The sequence below is a fragment of the Pseudomonas sp. NFACC56-3 genome (assembly GCF_900100025.1).
GTDB lineage: Bacteria > Pseudomonadota > Gammaproteobacteria > Pseudomonadales > Pseudomonadaceae > Aquipseudomonas > Aquipseudomonas fluorescens_AA.
Genome location: NZ_FMTK01000005.1, coordinates 337,126 through 356,770, shown reverse-complemented (window position 1 = coordinate 356,770; position 19,645 = coordinate 337,126). Strand labels below are relative to the sequence as shown.

The 19,645-nt window shown below is 61.6% G+C and carries 15 protein-coding genes; 9 read left to right on the top strand and 6 right to left on the bottom strand.

Features of this window, described 5'->3' with window-relative positions; all coding sequences use genetic code 11:
* Nucleotides 1-876, bottom strand: an 876-nt coding sequence (locus BLO80_RS10770) for a carbon starvation CstA family protein (RefSeq protein WP_305882514.1), incomplete at its 3' end; no start/stop codon positions are given.
* A 301-nt stretch (nt 877-1,177) separates the two neighbouring features.
* Here BLO80_RS10770 and BLO80_RS10765 point away from each other — a divergent pair.
* A complete protein-coding gene (locus BLO80_RS10765; protein ID WP_092333931.1) occupies nt 1,178-2,539 on the top strand; it encodes a cache domain-containing protein in 1,362 nt (453 codons plus the stop codon).
* Between the two features lie 31 nt (nt 2,540-2,570).
* Nucleotides 2,571-3,203, top strand: a complete 633-nt coding sequence (locus BLO80_RS10760; RefSeq protein ID WP_024619432.1) for a response regulator — start codon at nt 2,571-2,573, stop codon at nt 3,201-3,203.
* A gap of 111 nt (nt 3,204-3,314) precedes the next feature.
* On the opposite strand, the gene BLO80_RS10755 is transcribed toward BLO80_RS10760, so the two are convergent.
* The gene (locus tag BLO80_RS10755; RefSeq protein WP_092333929.1) at nt 3,315-4,181 is read right to left on the bottom strand and encodes an SDR family oxidoreductase; all 867 of its coding nucleotides are present in this window, start codon (nt 4,179-4,181) and stop codon (nt 3,315-3,317) included.
* Nucleotides 4,182-4,238: 57 nt separating this feature from the next.
* Nucleotides 4,239-5,468, bottom strand: a complete 1,230-nt coding sequence (locus tag BLO80_RS10750; RefSeq protein ID WP_092333927.1) for an arabinose transporter — start codon at nt 5,466-5,468, stop codon at nt 4,239-4,241.
* A gap of 141 nt (nt 5,469-5,609) precedes the next feature.
* Between BLO80_RS10750 and BLO80_RS10745 the strand changes: the two genes are divergently transcribed.
* Together BLO80_RS10745 and BLO80_RS10740 are read left to right on the top strand one after the other, a co-directional pair.
* Nucleotides 5,610-6,263, top strand: a complete 654-nt coding sequence (locus BLO80_RS10745) for a TetR/AcrR family transcriptional regulator (protein ID WP_092333925.1) — start codon at nt 5,610-5,612, stop codon at nt 6,261-6,263.
* Between the two features lie 91 nt (nt 6,264-6,354).
* Nucleotides 6,355-7,146 (top strand): transporter substrate-binding domain-containing protein, encoded by a 792-nt coding sequence (locus BLO80_RS10740; RefSeq protein ID WP_092333923.1) that lies wholly within the window; start codon nt 6,355-6,357, stop codon nt 7,144-7,146.
* A gap of 193 nt (nt 7,147-7,339) precedes the next feature.
* On the opposite strand, the gene BLO80_RS10735 is transcribed toward BLO80_RS10740, so the two are convergent.
* Genes BLO80_RS10735 through BLO80_RS10725 form a run of 3 tightly spaced genes read right to left on the bottom strand, consistent with a single transcriptional unit; the run spans nt 7,340 to nt 10,247 of the window.
* On the bottom strand, nt 7,340-8,359 hold the full coding sequence (locus BLO80_RS10735) for a TRAP transporter substrate-binding protein (RefSeq protein ID WP_092333921.1): 1,020 nt from the start codon (nt 8,357-8,359) through the stop codon (nt 7,340-7,342).
* Between the two features lie 50 nt (nt 8,360-8,409).
* A complete protein-coding gene (locus BLO80_RS10730) occupies nt 8,410-9,690 on the bottom strand; it encodes a TRAP transporter large permease subunit (RefSeq protein ID WP_092333919.1) in 1,281 nt (426 codons plus the stop codon).
* On the bottom strand, nt 9,687-10,247 hold the full coding sequence (locus tag BLO80_RS10725; RefSeq protein ID WP_092333917.1) for a TRAP transporter small permease: 561 nt from the start codon (nt 10,245-10,247) through the stop codon (nt 9,687-9,689). The genes BLO80_RS10730 and BLO80_RS10725 overlap by 4 nt, the downstream gene beginning before the upstream one ends.
* An 896-nt stretch (nt 10,248-11,143) precedes the next feature.
* Between BLO80_RS10725 and wecB the strand changes: the two genes are divergently transcribed.
* The 5 genes from wecB (at nt 11,144) to BLO80_RS10700 (ending at nt 19,518) form a co-directional block, all read left to right on the top strand.
* Nucleotides 11,144-12,376, top strand: a complete 1,233-nt coding sequence (gene wecB, locus BLO80_RS10720) for a non-hydrolyzing UDP-N-acetylglucosamine 2-epimerase (protein WP_092333937.1) — start codon at nt 11,144-11,146, stop codon at nt 12,374-12,376.
* Between the two features lie 36 nt (nt 12,377-12,412).
* On the top strand, nt 12,413-14,626 hold the full coding sequence (locus BLO80_RS10715) for a hypothetical protein (protein ID WP_092333915.1): 2,214 nt from the start codon (nt 12,413-12,415) through the stop codon (nt 14,624-14,626).
* Between the two features lie 12 nt (nt 14,627-14,638).
* On the top strand, nt 14,639-16,753 hold the full coding sequence (locus BLO80_RS10710; RefSeq protein WP_092333913.1) for a glycosyl transferase family protein: 2,115 nt from the start codon (nt 14,639-14,641) through the stop codon (nt 16,751-16,753).
* A complete protein-coding gene (locus BLO80_RS10705) occupies nt 16,750-18,558 on the top strand; it encodes a bacteriophage N4 adsorption protein A (RefSeq protein WP_092333911.1) in 1,809 nt (602 codons plus the stop codon). Before BLO80_RS10710 ends, BLO80_RS10705 begins: the two co-directional genes overlap by 4 nt.
* A gap of 177 nt (nt 18,559-18,735) precedes the next feature.
* Complete coding sequence (locus tag BLO80_RS10700) at nt 18,736-19,518, top strand: alpha-amylase family protein (protein WP_092333935.1); 783 nt, start codon at nt 18,736-18,738, stop codon at nt 19,516-19,518.
* The last annotated feature ends 127 nt before the right edge of the window (nt 19,519-19,645 follow it).

Sequence of the window (19,645 nt, the reverse complement as noted above, 5' to 3'; positions counted from 1 at the left end):
GATGGTGCCGATCTTGAGGAAGGTCGACAGGTAGTCCCGCGGCGCCAGGATCAGCCACACCGGCAGCACCGCCGCGACGAAACCGTAGCCGATCAGCATCCAGGTGATCTGGATCCCGGTGAAGGTGAAGGCCTTGGCCCAGACCGGGTCGGCGGCGATTTGCCCGCCCAGCCAGATCGAACCCAGCAGCAACAGCACGCCGATGAGCGAAATCTCGCCGATGCGGCCCGGGCGGATGTAGCGCATGTAGAGGCCCATGAACATCGCGATCGGGATGGTCGCCATCACCGTGAAGATGCCCCACGGGCTCTCGGCCAGGGCCTTGACCACGATCAGCGCCAGCACTGCGAGGATGATGATCATGATCAGGAAGCAGCCGAACAGCGCGATGGTGCCGGGGATGCGGCCCATTTCCTCGCGCACCATGTCGCCCAGGGAGCGACCGTTGCGGCGGGTGGACAGGAACAGGACCATGAAGTCCTGCACGGCACCGGCCAGCACCACGCCGGCGATCAGCCAGAGCGTGCCGGGCAGGTAGCCCATCTGCGCCGCCAGCACCGGCCCGACCAGCGGCCCCGCGCCGGCAATGGCCGCGAAGTGGTGGCCGAAGAGGATGTGCTTGTTGGTCGGGACGTAGTCCAGGCCATCGTTGTTGAGCACGGCGGGGGTGGCCCGGCGCGCATCGAGTTGCATCACGTTGTTGGCGATGAAGAGGCTGTAGTAGCGGTAGGCGACCAGGTAGATGGCCACGGCGGCGACGACGATCCAGAGGGCGTTGATGGGTTCACCGCGGCGCAAGGCCACGACACTCAACGCACAAGCTCCTAGAACAGCCACGGCAAACCAGGCGAGGTGTTTAACCAGACGGGTTGTCATTGCATGTCTCCTGCCGATATCCAGTGGATTGCGGCGATTGTTTTTATAGTGTGCCCCGGCTATTCGGAGCCGGCCCAATATCCCTGCAAGCCGTCAATAAATAAATCCGTAGTACTACGTAGAACCCGATTCCCTTGTGGGAGCGAGCTTGCTCGCGATGGCATTGTGTCAGGCGACATCCAGGCTGGCTGATCCGACGTCATCGCGAGCAAGCTCGCTCCCACAGGTCTTATGCCTCACCCATGGGTTTGGCATATGATGCCGCCATTCGCCTCCCCGCCGAGCCCGGACAGGAGTACAGATGCTGCTCAAACACAAAATCGTCGCCCTCGGGATTTTGCCGCTGGTCCTGGCCATCGCGGTCATCTGCGCCCTGGTGATCTCGCTCAACCGCCAGTTGGGCGATCAACAGGCGCAACTGATCGAAGACAGCATCCTGGCGAGCAAGCGCGCCGAGTTGAAGAACTATGTCGAGATGGCGCAGAGCCTGATCGCACCGCTGTACAACGACGGCCAGGGCGACGCGCGGGCGCAACAGCAGGTCCTGGAAGAACTGCGCAAGCTCAGCTTCGGCATCAACGGTTACTTCTTCGTGTATGACCGCCAGGGCCGCAGCCTCATGCATGCCCGCCAGTCGGAGTTGGTGGGGCAATACCTCTGGGACATGAAGGACCCCCACGGCCTGCCGGTCATCCAGGCGCTGATCAAAAGCGCCGAGTCGGGCGAAGGGTTCCAGCGCTACGCCTGGAACAAGCCCTCCTCCGGCCAGGTGACCGACAAGCTGGCCTATGTCGTGATGCTGGACAAGTGGGGCTGGATGCTTGGCACCGGGATTTACCTGGAAGATGTCGAGCGCGCCACCCAGCAGGCCCGTGACGAAGTCGCCCATGGCATCCACACCACCATGCAAGCCATCGCCGCGATCGCGTTGGTGGCGGTCCTGCTGGTGTTTGCCGGTGGCATGACCCTCAATGTCAGCGAACATCGCCTGGCCGATAAAAAACTGCAGCGCTTGAACCAGCGCATCGTCAGCTTGCAGGAAGAAGAACGCTCGCGGGTTTCCCGTGAGCTGCATGACGGCATCAGCCAACTGCTGGTGTCGATAAAATTCCAGTTCGAACTGGCCAGCCACGTGTTGGAGAACGGCCAGGAAAATGGCCTGGGCATCCTGAAGAACGCCACCGACCGGCTCGGCGAAGCCATCGGCGAGATCCGCAGTATCTCCCACGACTTGCGCTCGTCCCTGCTCGACACCTTGGGCCTGCCCGCCGCCATCGGCCAGCTCGCCACCGAATTCCAGCAGCGCAGCGGTCTGGAAGTGTCCTATCGAAGCAACGAATTCGATTGCCGCCTCGAAAATGGCGCCCCTGTCTCGCTGTTTCGCATCGCCCAGGAAGCCCTGACCAATATCGAGCGCCATGCCGGGGCGAAAAGCGTCGGCATTACCCTGTTCGGCTCCAGCCAGTCCTTGCGACTGACGGTGGTCGACGACGGGATGGGGTTCAACGTCCCGCAAGTGGAACGCGGCCATGCCGGCATCGGCCTGCGTAATATCCGCGAGCGGGTCGAGCATTTCGGCGGACGCCTGGAAGTGACGTCCGTGCCGGGCCGCAGCGAACTGGACATCCTGCTGCCCATGAACCTCTCGGTCACGCAAAGCTGATGCCCGCCCACGCCAACAGGAGCACTCGTCGATGAACCTGCCGCCCGTGATTCGCGTCGCACTGGTCGATGACCATTCCCTGGTCCGCGACGGCATCAGGGCCCTGCTGTCGGTGATGCCGCAACTGGATGTGGTGGGCGAAGCCGAGAACGGCGCGCAAGCGATCGAAATGGTCGGTCGCTGCCAACCGGACCTGCTGCTGATGGACATCGGCCTCAAGGATAAGAACGGGCTCGAGCTGACCCGGCTGCTGGGCAAGCAATACCCCAGCCTCAAGATCCTGATCCTCAGCATGTACGACAATTATGAGTACGTGAGCGAGTCCGTGCGTTCCGGCGCCAGCGGCTACGTGCTCAAGAACGCACCGTCGCGGGAGATCATCGCGGCCATCGAAGCCATCATCAGCGGCGGCACCTTCTACAGTGCCGAGATCGCCCAGCGGCTCGCCACCGACCCGCACACCGACAACGAGCTGACGCCACGGGAAAGCCAGGTGCTGTACAAAATGGTCCAGGGCCTGAACAACAAGGAAATGGCCCGTGAACTGGACATCAGCGTACGCACCGTCGAAACCCATCGCCTAAGCATCCGCCGCAAGCTGAACATCGACAAGCCTGCGGCCCTGGTGAAATACGCGATCGACCACGGGATCATTTCCCGCTAGAGAAACCATTGTGGCGAGGGAGCTTGCTCCCGCTCGGTTGCGCAGCGACCGTAAAATATTGGGGTCGCTTCGCAACCCAGCGGGAGCAAGCTCCCTCGCCACAGGTGCCCCTTATCCAGCGTAATAACCAGGGTGTTCAAGGTCATCCAACAAACCTGGGCCGCTTGGCGTCCAGCCCAGCAAGGCACGGGTGTATTCGCTGGACACCGCCATGTTCGCCCCCGCCATGTGGGCGAACCAGCCGAAATGCTCGCGCTCCCGGGATTCGACCGGCAACCCCAGGCCACGACCGATCGCCTGGGCAATGTCCTTGAACGGCACGGCCTCGTCGGCGACCGCATGGTAGACCGACTGTGTCACGCCCTGCTCCAGCGCAAGCCGATAGACCCGTGCGGCATCCTGTCGATGCACACCCGACCAGCAATGACTGCCATCACCGGGGTAAGCCGATACGCCATTTTCCCGGGCAAGGCGAATCAGGATCGGCACGAACCCATGGTCGCCGAGGCCATGGACCGAGGGCGCCAGCCGCACCGTCGCCACACGCACCCCACGCTCGGCCAGGTCCCGGGCGGCGGCTTCGGACTTGCGGGGCGAGGCCGGGCTCACCACTTCCAGTTCACTCGCGCCTCGCGTCAATCCAAACAGGCCCGACGTCACCAGCAACGGCCGGTCGGAGCCCCGCAAGGCATCGCCCAACGTTTCGATGGCGCGGCGGTCCTGCTGGGCATTTTCGGTAAATCGGGAAAAGTCATGATTGAACGCCGTGTGGATCACCGCGTCCGCCGCCGAGGCTGCGTTGTGCAAGACCTCGAGATCATCCAAAGTGCCTGGAATCACCTTCGCGCCTGTCGCAGCCAGTGCGGCGCCTTTTTCTTCGAATCGGGCCAGGCCGGTGACCCGATGCCCGGCGGCGATCAGATCCTGTACCACGGAGGCCCCAACCCAGCCCGTGGCACCGGTAACGAATACGTGCATATGCAACGCTCCTGTTCTAAAAAAACGAGACCGAAAATCTTATAACCCATCGAAGGCTCAGGATTTGTATTGAACTTGTGCTTCCCGTCCTCTGAGCAGCATCAGGGCCACCCCGAAGGACAGCCCAACGGCAATGGCGCCGGCCAGGTAAACCGCACCAATGCCCCAGCCACTCGCCAACAAACCGGCCAGCGGACTGGTGATGCCCAGGGAAATATCAAGAAACGCGACATAGGCCCCCATGGCGAGACCGCGTGCCTGCGGTGGCGCGCGCCGTACCGCTTCCACGCCGAAGCCGGGAAACGCCAGGGAATAACCGAAACCGGTGAAAGCCGCGCCCCAATAAGCCATGGTCGCGGTGTCGGCGCTCCAGATCAGCAGCAACCCAACGGTTTCGATCAATACACAGACCAGCGCGACGCGGGGGCCGCCAATCTTGTCCGGAAGGTGCCCGAAAAGCAGGCGCGCAGCGATGAAAGCCACACCGAACGCCGTGAACGCCAAGGAAGCGTTGCCCCAATCCCTGGCCGCGAACAACAGGGCAATGAACGCCGTGAGGACACCAAAGCCGACGCTGCAAAACGCCAAGCCCATGCCGGGAACCCACACAGCACCGAGCATCGTGTAGAACGGTGTACGCCGGGTCGCCGTAGGGGCGACAGCCCGCACGCCCGCGACAATCGCCAAGGCCAGCAGCGGAATGAACATCGAGGCCGTGGCAATGCCCATGAATCCCCAGCCGCCATTCAACGCCACGCCAAGCGGAGCGCCCAGGGCATAGGCGCCGTACATGGCGATGCCATTCCAGGCCATGACCTTGCCGGCGTGCTGCGCCCCCACCAGGCCGATGCCCCACCCCAGCGCACCGGTGACAATGAGGCTTTCGCCAATCGCCAGCAGCACCCGACCGCCCGACAAGAGCCAGACCGACGTGACCGGCGTGGCAACGAACGCCAGGGAAAGCAGATAGACCAGCCCTGAAACCGCGGCTGTCACCAGCCCGGTCACGACCGCGCGTTTACCACCGCGCATGTCGGCAAAATTGCCGGCCCAGGCCCGTGACAACAGCGCCGCGGCGAACTGCGCGCCGACCACCAGGCCGATGACCAGCGTGCCCATGCCCAGCGTGTCATGCAGATGGAGGGGCAAGACAGGCAGTTGCATGCCGATCGTGAGGAAACCGATGAATACGGTCAACGTGAGCGGCAACAGCTTGAGCGCCGGATTGGCCTCGACGATTGCCTGAGACGCCGAAGAAGCGCCGAGATGAATATTGTCTTGTGTCATAACCCTACCCACGGAAAGGATGCGATGTGACGTTGAACGCTGCCTGTTGAGCCGACTAGAATGCGATCAATTCGTCGCATTCAAGATACGAACAATCCGCCGCGTTTCCTATTCGCATTCCCCGCCGAGGTTCTTGCCCCCATGTCCGAACGCTCAAGCCCGCAGATTTCCTCGCGCAAACAGCCGAAACAGGCACGCTCCACCGAACTCGTCGCCGCGGTTCTGGAGGCGGCTGTTCAGGTTTTGGCGACCCAGGGCGCGGCACGTTTCACGGTGGCCCGTGTTGCCGAGCGGGCGGGCGTCAGCGTCGGCTCGGTGTATCAATACTTCCCGAACAAAGCGGCGATCCTGTTCCGCCTGCAAAGTGACGAATGGCGGCAAACCAGCGACATGCTGCGCGAGATTCTTGAAGACAATCTCAAGCCGCCCTTCGAGCGCCTGCGTACCCTGGTGCAGGCGTTCATCCAGTCCGAATGCAACGAGGCCCAGATTCGCGTCGCCCTCAACGATGCCGCCCCGCTCTACCGCGACGCCCCCGAGCACCAGGCGGCGCGGATGTCGGTGCAACAGTCGGTGGACGCTTTCATGCTGCAGGCATTGCCAGACGCCCCGGCACAAACCCGCGCCCTGGCAGGTGACCTGGTCATCAGCACGCTCAGTGCCGTGGGTAAGCGCTTTTCATCAACGCCCCGCTCGCCCGCGGACGTTGCCATCTACAGCGACGCCATGGCCGATATGTTCTGCGCCTACCTGGAAAGCTTGCAGCGACGCCCCTTTGAGACCGCTGTCTGCTGACAGGTCGTCAGCCATGCTCCAGTGACAGCCTGCCAACACTTTTACTACACTCCTGACCTTGTTTCCCTCCGCGACGAGACGTCCCCTCACGATGAAAACCATAACAAGCTCGATGACGTTCTGTGGCCTGTTGGCGCTCTCTTGCGGCGCCTTGGCCGAACCGGCACCTTCGCTGCTGGACCAGGTCCTGCAACGCGGCGAACTGAAGGTATGCACCACCGGCGACTACAAGCCCTATACCTTTAAAACCGAAGCAGGCGAATACGAAGGCATCGACATCGACATGGCGCGTTCCCTGGCCGCCAGCCTCGGCGTCAAGGTGCAATGGGTGCAGACCACCTGGAAAACCCTGATGCCGGATATGGTTGCAGGCCAATGCGACATCGGCATGGGTGGGATTTCGGTGACGCTGGAGCGTCAGAAGAAAGCCTATTTCAGCACCACCCTGGACGTGGACGGCAAGATCCCGCTGGTGCGCTGCGAAGACAAGGAGCGTTACCAGACCCTCGAGCAGATGAACCAGCCTTCGGTGCGCCTTGTCGAGCCGGCCGGCGGCACCAACGAAGCCTTCGTCCGGGCGTTCCTGCCCAACGGCCAGCTCAGCTTCCATGACAACGTGACCATCTTCCAGCAGCTGCTGGACAAGAAAGCCGATGTGATGATTACCGACGCCTCGGAAGCACTCTACCAACAGAAACTCAAGCCCGGCCTGTGCGCCGTCAACCCGACCCGCTACCTGCAATATGGCGAGAAGGCCTACCTGCTGCCACGGGATGACAACACCTGGAAGATGTACGTGGATCAGTGGCTGCACCTGAGCAAGGCCAATGGCAGCTACCAGAAGGTGATTGGCCAGTGGCTGGCCGTTCCAGCCGCCGAATAACCGTTGGCCAAAACAAAAATCCCTGTGGGAGCGAGCTTGCTCGCGATGGCGTCAAGTCAGCCGCATTGAGGTTGACTGACACACTGCAATCGCGAGCAAGCTCGCTCCCACAGGGGATCTGTGGCGATGTGAATCCTGGGGCCGCCCCGCAAGGGACCTGTGATGGGGTCTGTTCCGGGCAGGCCCATTCACCTCACTGCGCTGCGCGCACCTTGGCGATTTCCTCGTACATCGTCTTCACCAGGTCGCCATCCAGGGATTTGGCGAACTTGTCGACCACCGGTTTCACCCGCTCACGCAAGCGATCTTTCTCGGCCGGGGTGATTTCATTGACGGTCATCGCAGCGGCCAACGTGGCCTTGGCCTTGTCCATGCTCGCCGCCGTGACTTCACGCTGGAATGTTTGCGCCTCGGCCGCGGCCGCGCGAATCATCGCTTTTTCATCGTCGTTGAGACGGTTCCAGGTTTTCTGGCTGATGATCAACGATTGCGGATTGAAGATGTGCCCCGTGACGGAAAGGTACTTCTGCACCTCGTAGAACTTGTTGCCCTCAATCACCGTGAAAGGGTTTTCCTGGCCGTCGATGGTGTGCTGCTCAAGGCCGGTGTAGACCTCGGGGAACGCCATCGGTACGGGGTTGGCGCCCAGGGCGGCGAAGGTCTCCAGGTAGATCGGCGACTGGATCACGCGAATCTTCAGGCCCTGCATGTCTTCAAGCCTGGTCACCGGATGCTTGCTGTTGGTCAGGTTGCGAAAGCCCAGGTCCCAATAACCCAGCCCTACCAGCCCTTTGCTGTCCAGTTGCGCCGCCAGTTTCTGCCCGACCGGCCCATCGATGACCGCGTGGGCTTCCTCGACGTTGTTGAACAGGAACGGGAAATCGAGCATGGCGTAATCCGGTGCCTGGGCGGCCAGGATGCCGGAGTTGAGCACCGTGATGTCCAGTGTGCCGCCCTGCAACGCCGACACCGTTTGCACATCACCGCCCAACGTACCGCCAGGGAACAGGCGGACCTTGATCTTGCCGCCGCTCTTCTCACCGAGCAGGTCGGCGAACTTCTGCGCACCCTGGCCCTGGGGGTGTTCCTTGACGTTCTGAAAGGCGAATCGCAAGGTCCGTTCGCGGATTTCGTCCGCGTGGCTGGCCACGCCGGTCAACAGCAAGCCCGTCGCGCACGCCCCGGCCAGCAGGGTTTTCATCAGTTTTCCCATGTCACTCTCCGATCGTTATTGTTTTTAAGGTCGAGCTAACAGCACCGGGGTTATCCGGTGAAGAATTTCAACGGCCCCAGGACCAGTTGCGGGAACAGGACCAACAGGAACAGCACCACAAACTGCGCAAACATGAACGGCCACACCCCGCGCACGATTTCCTCGAAGTCCAGCTTGGCCACTCCGCAAACCACATTGAGCACTGTGCCCACGGGCGGCGTGATCAGGCCGATGGCCGTGTTGATCAGGAACAGCACGCCGAAGTACACCGGGTCGATCCCCGCCTGGATGACGGCCGGCATCAGCACCGGGGTGAGAATGAGGATGGTCGGGGTCATGTCCATCACCGTCCCTACCAGGATGATCAGCACCATCATCACCAGCAACAGAAGGGTCTGGTTGTCCATGAACGGCGCCAGCAGCTCCGCCAGTTGGCCCGGCAGGTCGGCGATGGTCACCAGCCACGATGAAACCATGGCCGCCGCCACCAGCAGCATCACCACCGAAGTGGTCTTGGCCGAGGACAGGATCACTTCGTACAACTGGCTGACCTTCATTTCCCGGTAGATCACCAGGGACACGAACAGCGAATAGACCGCCGCGACCACCGCCGCTTCCGTGGGCGTGAAGATGCCGAATTTGAGGCCCAGGATGATGATCAAGGGCAGGCCCAGCGCCCAACTGCCATCGAGCAACGTGCGCAGCACTTCGGCACGGGAACGCTTGGGCGGTGTCTCGACGTTCTCGCTGCGGGAGATGTACCACCAGGCAACGGCCAGCGCAGCCCCCAGCATCAACCCCGGCACGATACCGGCCAGGAACAGCTTGGAAATCGACACCCCGGAGGCCACACCAAACACAATGAAGCCGATACTCGGTGGAATGACCGGCGCGATGATGCTGCCGGCGGCGATCAGCCCGGCGGAGCGTCCCCGGTGATGCCCGGCCAACACCATCATCGGCACCAGCAACGCAGCCAGTGCCGCCGCGTCGGCCACGGCCGAACCGGACAGCGACGCCAGCAGGCAGGAAGCGATGATCGCCACGTAACCAAGACCACCGCGCTTATGCCCCACCAGCGCCATGGCGATATTGACGATGCGTTTGGACAGGCCTCCGACGTTCATGATTTCGCCGGCCAACATGAAGAACGGCACGGCCATCAGCGGAAAACTGTCCGCGCCGTTGAGCAGGTTCTGGGCGATGATTTGCGCATCGAACAGATCCAGGTAAACCATCAACGCCACGCTGACCACCAGCAAGGCAAACGCGATAGGCATGCCCAGTGCCATGCTGCCGATCAACGACCCGAGGAAAATAACCAGCGTCATGGGCGGGTACTCTTGATGGAATCAGGGGTGCGGGGGTTATGAGGGATCGCCTCGGCGTCGTTGTCCTTGACCATCACCAACTCGTCATCCCCGAGCTTGCCGAACAGCGCCAGGTAGAGCTCGTAGAGCAGGATCGGTGCGGCACTGGCGCCGAACACCAGGCCGGCGCCATAGAACAGCGCCATGGACAATCCCGACGCCGGGGCGACTACGTTCAGGTTGATCGCCGCCTGTTGCCAACTGCCGCTGAAGATCAGCCAGCAGATGTACAACATCAGCAGATGCCCGATGACCAGGCAGATCCGCTTGCCTGCCGACGGCAAGCGCTTGACCAGGCTGTCCATGCCCAGGTGGGCACGGTCCTTGAGCGCCACCAGGGCACCGAGAAAAATCATCCAGACGAAGAACCAGCGCGACAACTCCTCCGACACACTGATGCCCGAGTTGAAGGCATAGCGCAGCACCACGTTGCCGAACACCAGCACGATCATTGCGAGCATGCATAGCACGATCAGCAGCTTCAGCAGCTTGAAATACAAGTCGACGACTTTTGCCATCTTGAAGACCTCTCGGATTGTCGAGTGCCGGGTTCCAACCGGCGCGATAGAACGGCAGCGGTGTCCGCTATCGAATCCAAGTGAAGGTGTTCCGAGGGGCTTCAGGCCAGAAGCGCCGGATCGAGAGAAAGGCGTCGGGCGTTTGCAGACAGGTTCGCATGAGGTGTTCCTCTATTTTTTTATTATGGTCTTGGCAATGCGTCGCAAGACGTATGTGGCGCCTAAAATGTACCAACCAGTTAGTACGGTCAATATCCCAGGCACGAACCCATGACAAAACGGGCGATTATCGGCTATGCATTTACAGGTCTACCCACCCCCATACCGGCGAAACCAGGCACAGACTTTCCTTGGTTGAAGAACAGCAGCACGCCCGATTAAAAGTTATTTATTAACCGTTCGTCATAATTAATAAAAATAAAATGAACAAAACTCAGTCACAGCACCTTGCACACAGTTAACTTAAGGCCACCAACTACGAGTCACGACAACATTCCGGCGCCAGTCTAACGACATGCAAAAGTTCCATCTTGTTTTTTCAGGCGCCAATAATTAATAACAGCACACCTTTCACCACCACAATAAAAAACAAAAATAAAACCCTTTAAAATCAACAATAAACAATATTAATCCAGCAAATTAACAGCCATTTCCCCGCCCTCAATGAGACCTATTAAAAAATATTAATAAAACTTCCTATAAAAAACTTTGCGGCCACGCACTTTGATGCTATTAATCTCCGGGCCAAAAACCAAGGTGCCACCACGTAACTTTCTTTACGCGCAAAACCCCTTTCGGATTATTGGAACCACTTAAATTAAATCACTTACTCAAGTGCGTGCCCGCACTTGGGCGAACTGTTGTGCGGCGCAGCAAACTGCGCGAGGAAGGGCGTCATCGCTACTCAAGTCCCACGAATCAAGATTCTGTCGATTTTCGGCACCCGTCCCGAAGCTATCAAGATGGCTCCTCTGGTCAAGGCCCTTGCCGCCGAACCCGGCATCGAGTCGCTGATCTGCGTCACCGGCCAGCATCAAAGCATGCTCAAGCAGGTGTTGGATCTGTTCGACCTCAAGGCTGATTTCACCCTGGACGTGATGACGCCACACCAGACACTCAACTCCCTGACTGCCGCGCTGTACAGCGCCATCGACCCGGTCCTGGAACAGACCCGGCCGGATCGGGTGCTGGTCCATGGCGACACCACGTCGGCCATGGTGGCCTCGATGGCCGCCTTCCACCGGCGCATCCCTGTAGGCCATGTCGAAGCCGGGCTGCGCACCGGCGATATCTACAGCCCATGGCCGGAAGAAATGAATCGTCGCTGCATCGACCTCGGTGCCGACCTGCTGTTTGCCCCTACCGGCCAATCCCACGACAACCTGCTGGGCGAACGCCTGCAGGGCCGCTGCCTGGTGACGGGCAACACGGTGATCGATGCACTGCAACTGACTGCCCAACGCATCAATGACGATGCCCAACTGCGCGGTGATCTGGACCAACAGTTCCCGTTCCTGCAAACCGGACGCAAGCTACTGCTGGTGACCGGTCATCGTCGGGAAAACTTCGGCGAGGGTTTCCTGGACATCTGCAAAGCCTTGCGCGAGCTGGCCCAGCGCACTGATATCCAGATCGTCTACCCGGTGCATCTCAATCCCAATGTACTGGGGCCAGTGACCGAACAACTGGGTGACCTGCTCAATGTGCACCTGATCAAGCCCCTGGATTACCTGGCGTTCGTGCGCCTGATGCAACATGCCCACGTCATCCTCACGGACTCCGGCGGTGTGCAGGAGGAGGCCCCGTCCCTGGGCAAACCTGTCCTGGTGATGCGCGACGTCACCGAACGCCCCGAAGCCGTGGCCGCTGGCACCGTGCGCCTGGTCGGCACCTCCCCGGCCTCGATCATTGCCGGCGTGAACGCGCTGTTCGACGACGTGGCTTTGTGGCGTCGTACCTCTCAGGCGGTCAACCCCTACGGCGATGGCAAGGCCAGCCAGCGCATCGTCGACACCCTGATGGGGCGTGCGGTCGACGATTTTGTCGCGGGTCAGCTGCAACCGGCCCACGAGCCGTTACACACGCCGCTGTCCGAGCCACGCGAGTTGCTCGCCGATTTCACCTCATAACTGCTACCCACCCTTATCAGATCGAGATTTGCCTGAATGAAGCCTTCCGTTGCCCCCCCTACGGGCGCGCTCAGCGCCCTTGCCTGTGGCCTGAGCCTGCTCGCGCTCATGCCAAACTTTGCCCTGGCTGCGGATAGCCCGCTTACCCAGGCAATCCATCGACTCAACGCCGATACCCACCAGGAGCGTGAGATCCGCTTGAGCGACCTCGGCATCACCGCGCCAATCCTGCTGGGTGCCAGCGACGCTCGACGCGAACTGTATTTGCCGGTACCCGCTGGCGTGACCCTGAGCGATGCGACACTGCAACTGGACGCCAGCTATCTCAATGGCGAAGGCGGCCGCAATACCATGCTGTTGTCGCTCGATGGCTACCCGGTGCGCGCCGAAGGCCTCAGCGAGGCGCAGGGCGATGCCAGCGTTAAACTGGGCGTAGACCAGGCCCCACGGGACAACGGCCTGGTACGCCTGGGCATTGCCTGGTCGTCGGTGGTCTCACGGCCGCTGTGCGAAGACGACCGGGTCATCGGCAACGTGCTGCGCATTCAGCCTGATACCCGCCTGAACTACAGCTACGATGCCAGCCAACTGAAGGATGTCGGCGCCGCCTGGACGACACTGCCCGCCAACCCCGGCATCCTGGTCGCACCGGGTTCGTTGTCGGCCGGCAGCTATGATGCCGCCTGGCGATTGGGCGTGGCCCTGGAGCGGATCGGCAAGCATGCCCGTATCCTGCCCTTCCCTGCCCTGCAGGACAGCGTCGACCTGAGCAACCTGCGCGTCCCGGCCGAACTGTTGAACATTCCTGCCTTCGCCAGCCTCAACGCCAAGGGCCAGCATACCTTAGCCAACCCAGCCGAAATCGGTGCGCTGCTGATGCTTGGGCAAGTGCCGAACCTGCAGGCCGACCTGGCCATCAGCGACCCGCAACTGCTCCAGGCCATCAACCAGTCCCTGGATGCCTTGCAGAGCCAGGTACAAGGTGTCGACACCACGGCGGCAGCGGCCTTGACCCAATGGCGCGATGCGCACGTCAACGCCGCCATGGTGGGCACCGGCACTGACAACGTGCGTCTGGCGCTGCTGGGCACTCGCCCGGTGCTGACGATCGCCCCGGATGCGACCGGCAAAGCCTTGTCCTTGTTCGGCTCTGCATGGAATAAGCTGGCGCGCAGCCGCCAACTGACCGTGAACGAAGCGCAAACCCCATTGAGCGATGATGGCCGCGTGGCCCTGTCGCGACTGGGCGGCGCTCCCGGTAACTTCGACGTGGCCTCGCGATTCGACTGGAGCACTTCGTTCCCCCTGGGCAACGTGGCGTATGACGGTCGCCTGCCTGTCACCGCGGTGGTCGACGTTTCCGCCGCACCCGGCGCTTCGGACACCGCGCCCGTGGCCTCGCTGTTTTTCAATGACTTCCTGATCGGTGCCCAGCAACTGACCACCGATGGCGAACCCCAACGCATCAAGGCTCACATCCCACGCTACGCCCTGGGTTCGAAAAACGTACTGCGCGTCTCGTTCCAGCGCCAACCGGTCAGCGACCGTTGCCTCGAAACGCCTCAGGCGTTCCCGGTGTCCGTACTGCCTACCAGCCATATCGTGCTGGACAAAACCTCATTGGGTGACGATTTCGCCGGCATCGCCGCACGCTTTGCCGTAGACACCCAAGTGCTCGTTCCCCAGGCCTACCTTGACCATCCGGCCAGCAGCCTGGCCCAGGTGATACCGGTGGCCGACGCCTCGGGTGTCTCGCCGCAGCGCGCACAGTTGAAAGTCAGCACCGATCCGAAAGCCGTCGTCAGCCCGGACAAAGCCTTCCTGGCGTTCGAACTGCCGCTCAAGGACAGCAAGGAGTCGGTCCAGGTCGACGAGCAGGGTCACCTGCGGATCAACCATAAGGACCAGGTGATGCTGGATGTGCAGCGCCTCAACCAGTTGGCGTCGTTGCAAGTGGTGCAGACCTCGGGCCAGCACGGCCTGGTCTATCGGGCCCTGGGCGACCAGCCCCCGAGCCTGGCCAAGCCGGTCGTACTGACCCGTGGCGATGTGGCGATTCTGGGCGACAACGGTGCCGTGGCGATCTTCGATACCCAGGATCCCAACGGCAGCCAGTTGATCGGCGAAGAAGAACCCAAGGGGCTGGATGCCTGGCGCAAACCCTCACTGCTTTGGCTGATCCCCGGTGGCATTGCCTTGTTCCTTATCTTGTTGCTGGCTGGCCGTAACGCCCGTCGCAATCGCCAGTAACGGTAACCTTTGATGACGTCGCTTTATTGGCCCTATTGGCTGGCCCACTACTATAACTACCTGGAAGCCGCGACCATTGTGGTCGCGGTACTGATCCTGATCTCCAGCCTGGACGATCTGATCATTGACGTGTGGTACTGGTCTCGCCGCCTGTACCGCAAGTTCACCGTGGATCGCAAATACCGGCCGCTGACCGCCGAGCAGTTGTTGGCCCGGGACGAACAGCCGTTGGCGATCATGGTGCCGGCCTGGCTGGAATACGACGTCATCGCGCCGATGATCGAAAACATGGTGTCGACGCTCGACTACCAGAACTACGTCGTCTTCGTCGGCACCTATATCAACGACCAGCGCACCATCGACGAAGTCGAGCGGATGCGCCGGCGTTACAAGCAGCTGCACCGCGTGGAAGTGCCCCATGCCGGGCCGACCTGCAAGGCTGACTGTTTGAACTGGGTGATCCAGGCGATTTTCCTGCACGAGAAAACCCATGGCATGACCTTCGCCGGCGTCGTGCTGCACGACAGCGAGGACGTGCTGCATCCGCTGGAATTGCGCCTGTTCAACTACCTGTTGCCGCGCAAGGACATGATCCAGTTGCCGGTGGTCTCGCTGGAACGCAACTGGTACGAATGGGTGGCGGGCGTCTACATGGACGAGTTCGCCGAATGGCACGGCAAGGACCTGGTGGTGCGTGAAAGCATGACCGACACCGTGCCCTCGGCCGGCGTGGGCACCTGTTTTTCCCATCGCGCCCTGCGGGTGCTGGCCGGCGAAACCGAAAACCAACCGTTCAACACCGACAGCCTCACTGAGGACTATGACGTCGGCGCGCGGTTGGCCAAGGTCGGCATGAACGCGATTTTCGTGCGCTTCCCGGTGCAGTTCCGGGTGCTGCGCAAATCCTGGTTCCGCAAGCCCTATGAATCGACCCTGACGATGCCGCTGTGCGTGCGTGAGTTTTTCCCCGATACCTTTCGCACTGCCTTTCGGCAAAAGGCTCGCTGGACCCTCGGCATCGGCCTGCAAGGCTGGGAACAGATGGGTTGGAATGGCTCGCTGGCCAACCGATACCTGCTGTTTCGCGACCGCAAAGGTGTGGTGACAGCATTCATCAGCATCATTGCCTATGTGATCCTGGTGCAACTGCTGGGCCTGATCATTCTGCGCAACAGCGGCTTGTGGGACGTCAGTTTCCCTACGCCCTTTGAAACCAATGGCGTGATCAAATACCTGTTGCTGGCCAACGGCGTTGCCTTGGCTTGGCGGATCGTGCACCGCTACTACTTCACCACGGTGCTGTATGGCTGGCAACACGGCCTGCTGTCGATCCCGCGCATGCTGGTGGGCAACTTCGTCAACTTCATGGCCGCCTCTCGCGCCTGGCGCATGTTCCTGGTGGGCAAGGTGATGAACCGCAAGCTGGTCTGGGACAAGACCATGCATGACTTCCCGTCCACGGACCTGGTCGCCATCGCACCGCGTCGCCTGGGCAGTGTATTGCTGTCCTGGCAAGCCATTACTGACACCCACCTGCAAAGCGCCCTCGACGAACAGCAGTCGCGTCATGTGCCGTTGGGGCGAATTCTGCTCAATAACGGCTGGCTGGACGACGAAACCCTGGCCGAAGCCATCGCGTTCCAGAATGACTTGCCGCGGGTCTTCGATGTGGCCGAAAAAGCCGCAGCCTCAACCTCGTCGCTGGCCAGCGAGTTTGCCTTGCGCTGGCGCGTCATTCCCCTGGGGCGCAATGGCGAAGGATGTGAACAGATCGCCGTCGCCAACCCGCTTTCCGATGAAGGTCTGCAACAGGTCAGCGCCGAACTGGGCAGCGAACCGGTGCAACTGATCGCCCGGGAGAGTGAAATTCTCGCGTTGTTGCGCCAATTGCCGGCGAACAACGGTCATGCCGTACCGAATGCCAGCGCGCCGCTGCTGGGCGATCTGCTGATCGAAATGGGCCTGCTCGATCGCGATCAGTTCAGTCGCGCCATGCTGCAGTATCGTCCGCAGCATCACGGCCGGATCGGCGACTACCTGGTCGACAGCGGCGTATTGCCCCGGGCGACGATCGAACAGGTGGTGGCACGCCAGCACAGCCTCTACCCCATGGAGCTTCCGGCATGAACCGCCCCCTTCTGACCCTCTTGGCCGCGGGGCTGAGCCTGATTCCCGTGCTCGCGTCTGCCGAGACATTGCCGCTGCCGTTGACGGGGCCGGCCTACACCGCCGCCAACGAGGCCTACAGCGCCTACGAGCGCAAGGACTACGACCTGGCCATCGCCAAGGCGCGCGAAGCCCTGCGCCTGCGCGCCGACGTGACGCGCCTGAACACACTGATCGAGTTGGCCGAGCGGGACAAGAAACTGCGCGACCAGCCGCAAACCGCCCGGTCATCCCGCCCCGCGCCGCCAGCACCGGGCTTCGCCGCCGCGTCCCAGGGCTTCAAAGCCTATGATCGCGAACAATTCGGCCTGGCCGCGCAATCGGCCCGCAAGGCCATCACCCAGGCACCCCGACGCCGGGAATACCGGTTGCTACTGGTCGACGCCCTGCAGCGCCAGCAACATCTGGAAGAAGCCGACCAAGCCGTTACCGATGCGCTAGGGGTCTTCACCAATGACACTACATTGCTGATGCGACGCAAAGAAATTCGCCGCCAACTGGCAGCACCGCTGGCGGTCCAGGGCTACCGCGCCCTGCAGCAAGGCAACCGCGCCCTGGCTGTGGAAAAGGCCCGCAAAGCCGTGGCCTGGGCTCCGGAAATCGCCGCCAACCAGCAACTGCTCGACAGTGCGTTGCTTGATGCCAACGATTCCGACGCACCGGTCCTGGAGTGTCAGGAAAGCGCCTTCGGCCTGACGTGCGCCACCCGGCCGGTCAACACCTATGAGCGGGCACCGGTGAGCGATTTGCAGCTTGCTTATGACTCGGTCCGCAGCGGCGATGACGAGGCGGCCCACGCCGCGTTCCGCAAGGCCGACGCCACTGAGCCGCTGAAGCCGGCGGCGGCCCAGGACGCGGCCTACAACGCCATGCGTGTCAATGAAGACGACGAAGCCGTCGCGTACTTCAAACGCGTGATCGATGGGCAAGAAACAGCAGAGACGCCCATGTCCGCGCAACAACTGTTCGATACCCGTCGCGCCGTGGGTGACGTTTCGCGCAGGATGGGCCTGACCAGCACCACCAGCTATCGCGGCAACAGCTCCAGTGGCTTGAGCGCCGCACCGAGCACCGGGGGCAGCGGCAGCCAAAGCAATGACTTGCTGCAAAACAGCACCGAGTTGTCCTGGCGCCCGTTGGGTTATCGCAACGCTCGCTTTGTCGAACTCTACGGGCGTATCACCGATACCCTGTGGAGCAAGAACAGCGATTCGGACACCGGCGCCGATGCCCTGCAAGGCGCTGTTGGCGTGCGGGTCAAACCCTTCAGTTCCGTCAACATCATGGCCGCCCTTGAACGCACCTTCCCCCTTGGATCGTCCAATGTCGACGGCGACTGGCTGGTGCGCCTGGGCTACGGTTCGAGCATCGGTACCGACCTGCGGGTCGATGTGCCGAGCTGGTGGACCTCGCAGTTGTATGCCGAGGTCGGCCATTACATCAATGACTCACGCAATTACTTCAACAGCGAATGGCAAGTGGGTCGCAGCTACGCCATCGGCGGGACCGGTTCGCGCTGGGTGACCTTCCCCCATGTCGTGGCGGCGATCGACTACGATTCGAAGATGAAGAGCGAGGCCGGTGGCGGCTTTTCTTCCGGCGACGCCGGGGGGATCGGGATAGGAAACAACGTACGCTATTGGTTCCGGGAAGACGCCTACAACGCGCCACGTTCCTATGTGGATTTTTCCCTGCAATACCGAGCCAGGGTGTTCGGCGAGGATCGTGCCAAAGGGGTGTTCGCGCGCTTGACCTACTCCTATTGATCCGCTGGGTGTGCCAGTCGGTCCATCGCTACGAAAAGCGGCTCGTCTTGCCGAGTCGCGACTACACTGCATCCAGAAGGAACTTGTTTGAAAAGCTTCGCAACGTTCATCCATCGCAAGACTGTCGCGGCGCTGTTACTGGCCGCGCTCCTCGCCGCAGGTACAGGGACGTACTACATGACCACCCGCGCGGCACCGAACATCGTCGGCATCGTCTGGCAGCCGGACAACCAGACCATCGGCATCAGCGGCAATTGGGAAAAACTGGGCGTGCACGAACTGCTGGTGCAATGGACGGTGGTGGACGACCAGGCCTTCGTGCCCGGCACCGGCCTGACCAGCGTGCCGGTACTGCCGGATTGGGCGCGCATCGCCAAGGCACCCTGGGCCCAGGATGTCATCCTCGGGCTGGCCGGCTATTTCAGCGAGAATCGCTCTCGGGACGATATCGAGCAACTGGCGGCGCTGTCGGAGCGCATCGCTGGGTTGCCCACGCCATTGCATGTCACCGGTTGGTATTTTCCGGCTGAAGTCGACCCCAGCTGGTCAGGCGCCACGGAGTTGCCGGCCCTGCTCGCCAAGCTGCCGCGGCCGCTGTGGATCAGTGTCTACGATGGTGCCAACATCGGCCCCACCGCCACCGCAGACTGGCTCAAGCAATGGCTGCCGAACGATATCGGCGTGTTTTTCCAGGACGGCGTCGGCGTCTACGCCCGCACCGCCCCAGTGGCCCGGAACTACGCCGATGCCCTGCGCGATCGGCTTGGCAAGGATCGTGTGCGGATCATCGTCGAAGCCTTCCGCCCCCAATACGGCGGTGGTTTCCGCGCCGCCACCGTCGCCGAGCTCACGCCACAACTGGCGGCCTATTCGGGCTACCCGCTCTACCTCTTCGATGGCCCGCACTACATGACCCCGGCATTGGTGGACCGGCTGAAGCAAGCCCTGGCCCAGCCCTGATCAGGCATTTGAACCTATCCGCTCGCCCTCGCTTACCGAGTTTGTATCGGTTTGTATATCCAAGGCGGGCTGATACGAAATGATGGATTTCGCCCCTTCTGGCACACATCGTCGATACATCCGCGCG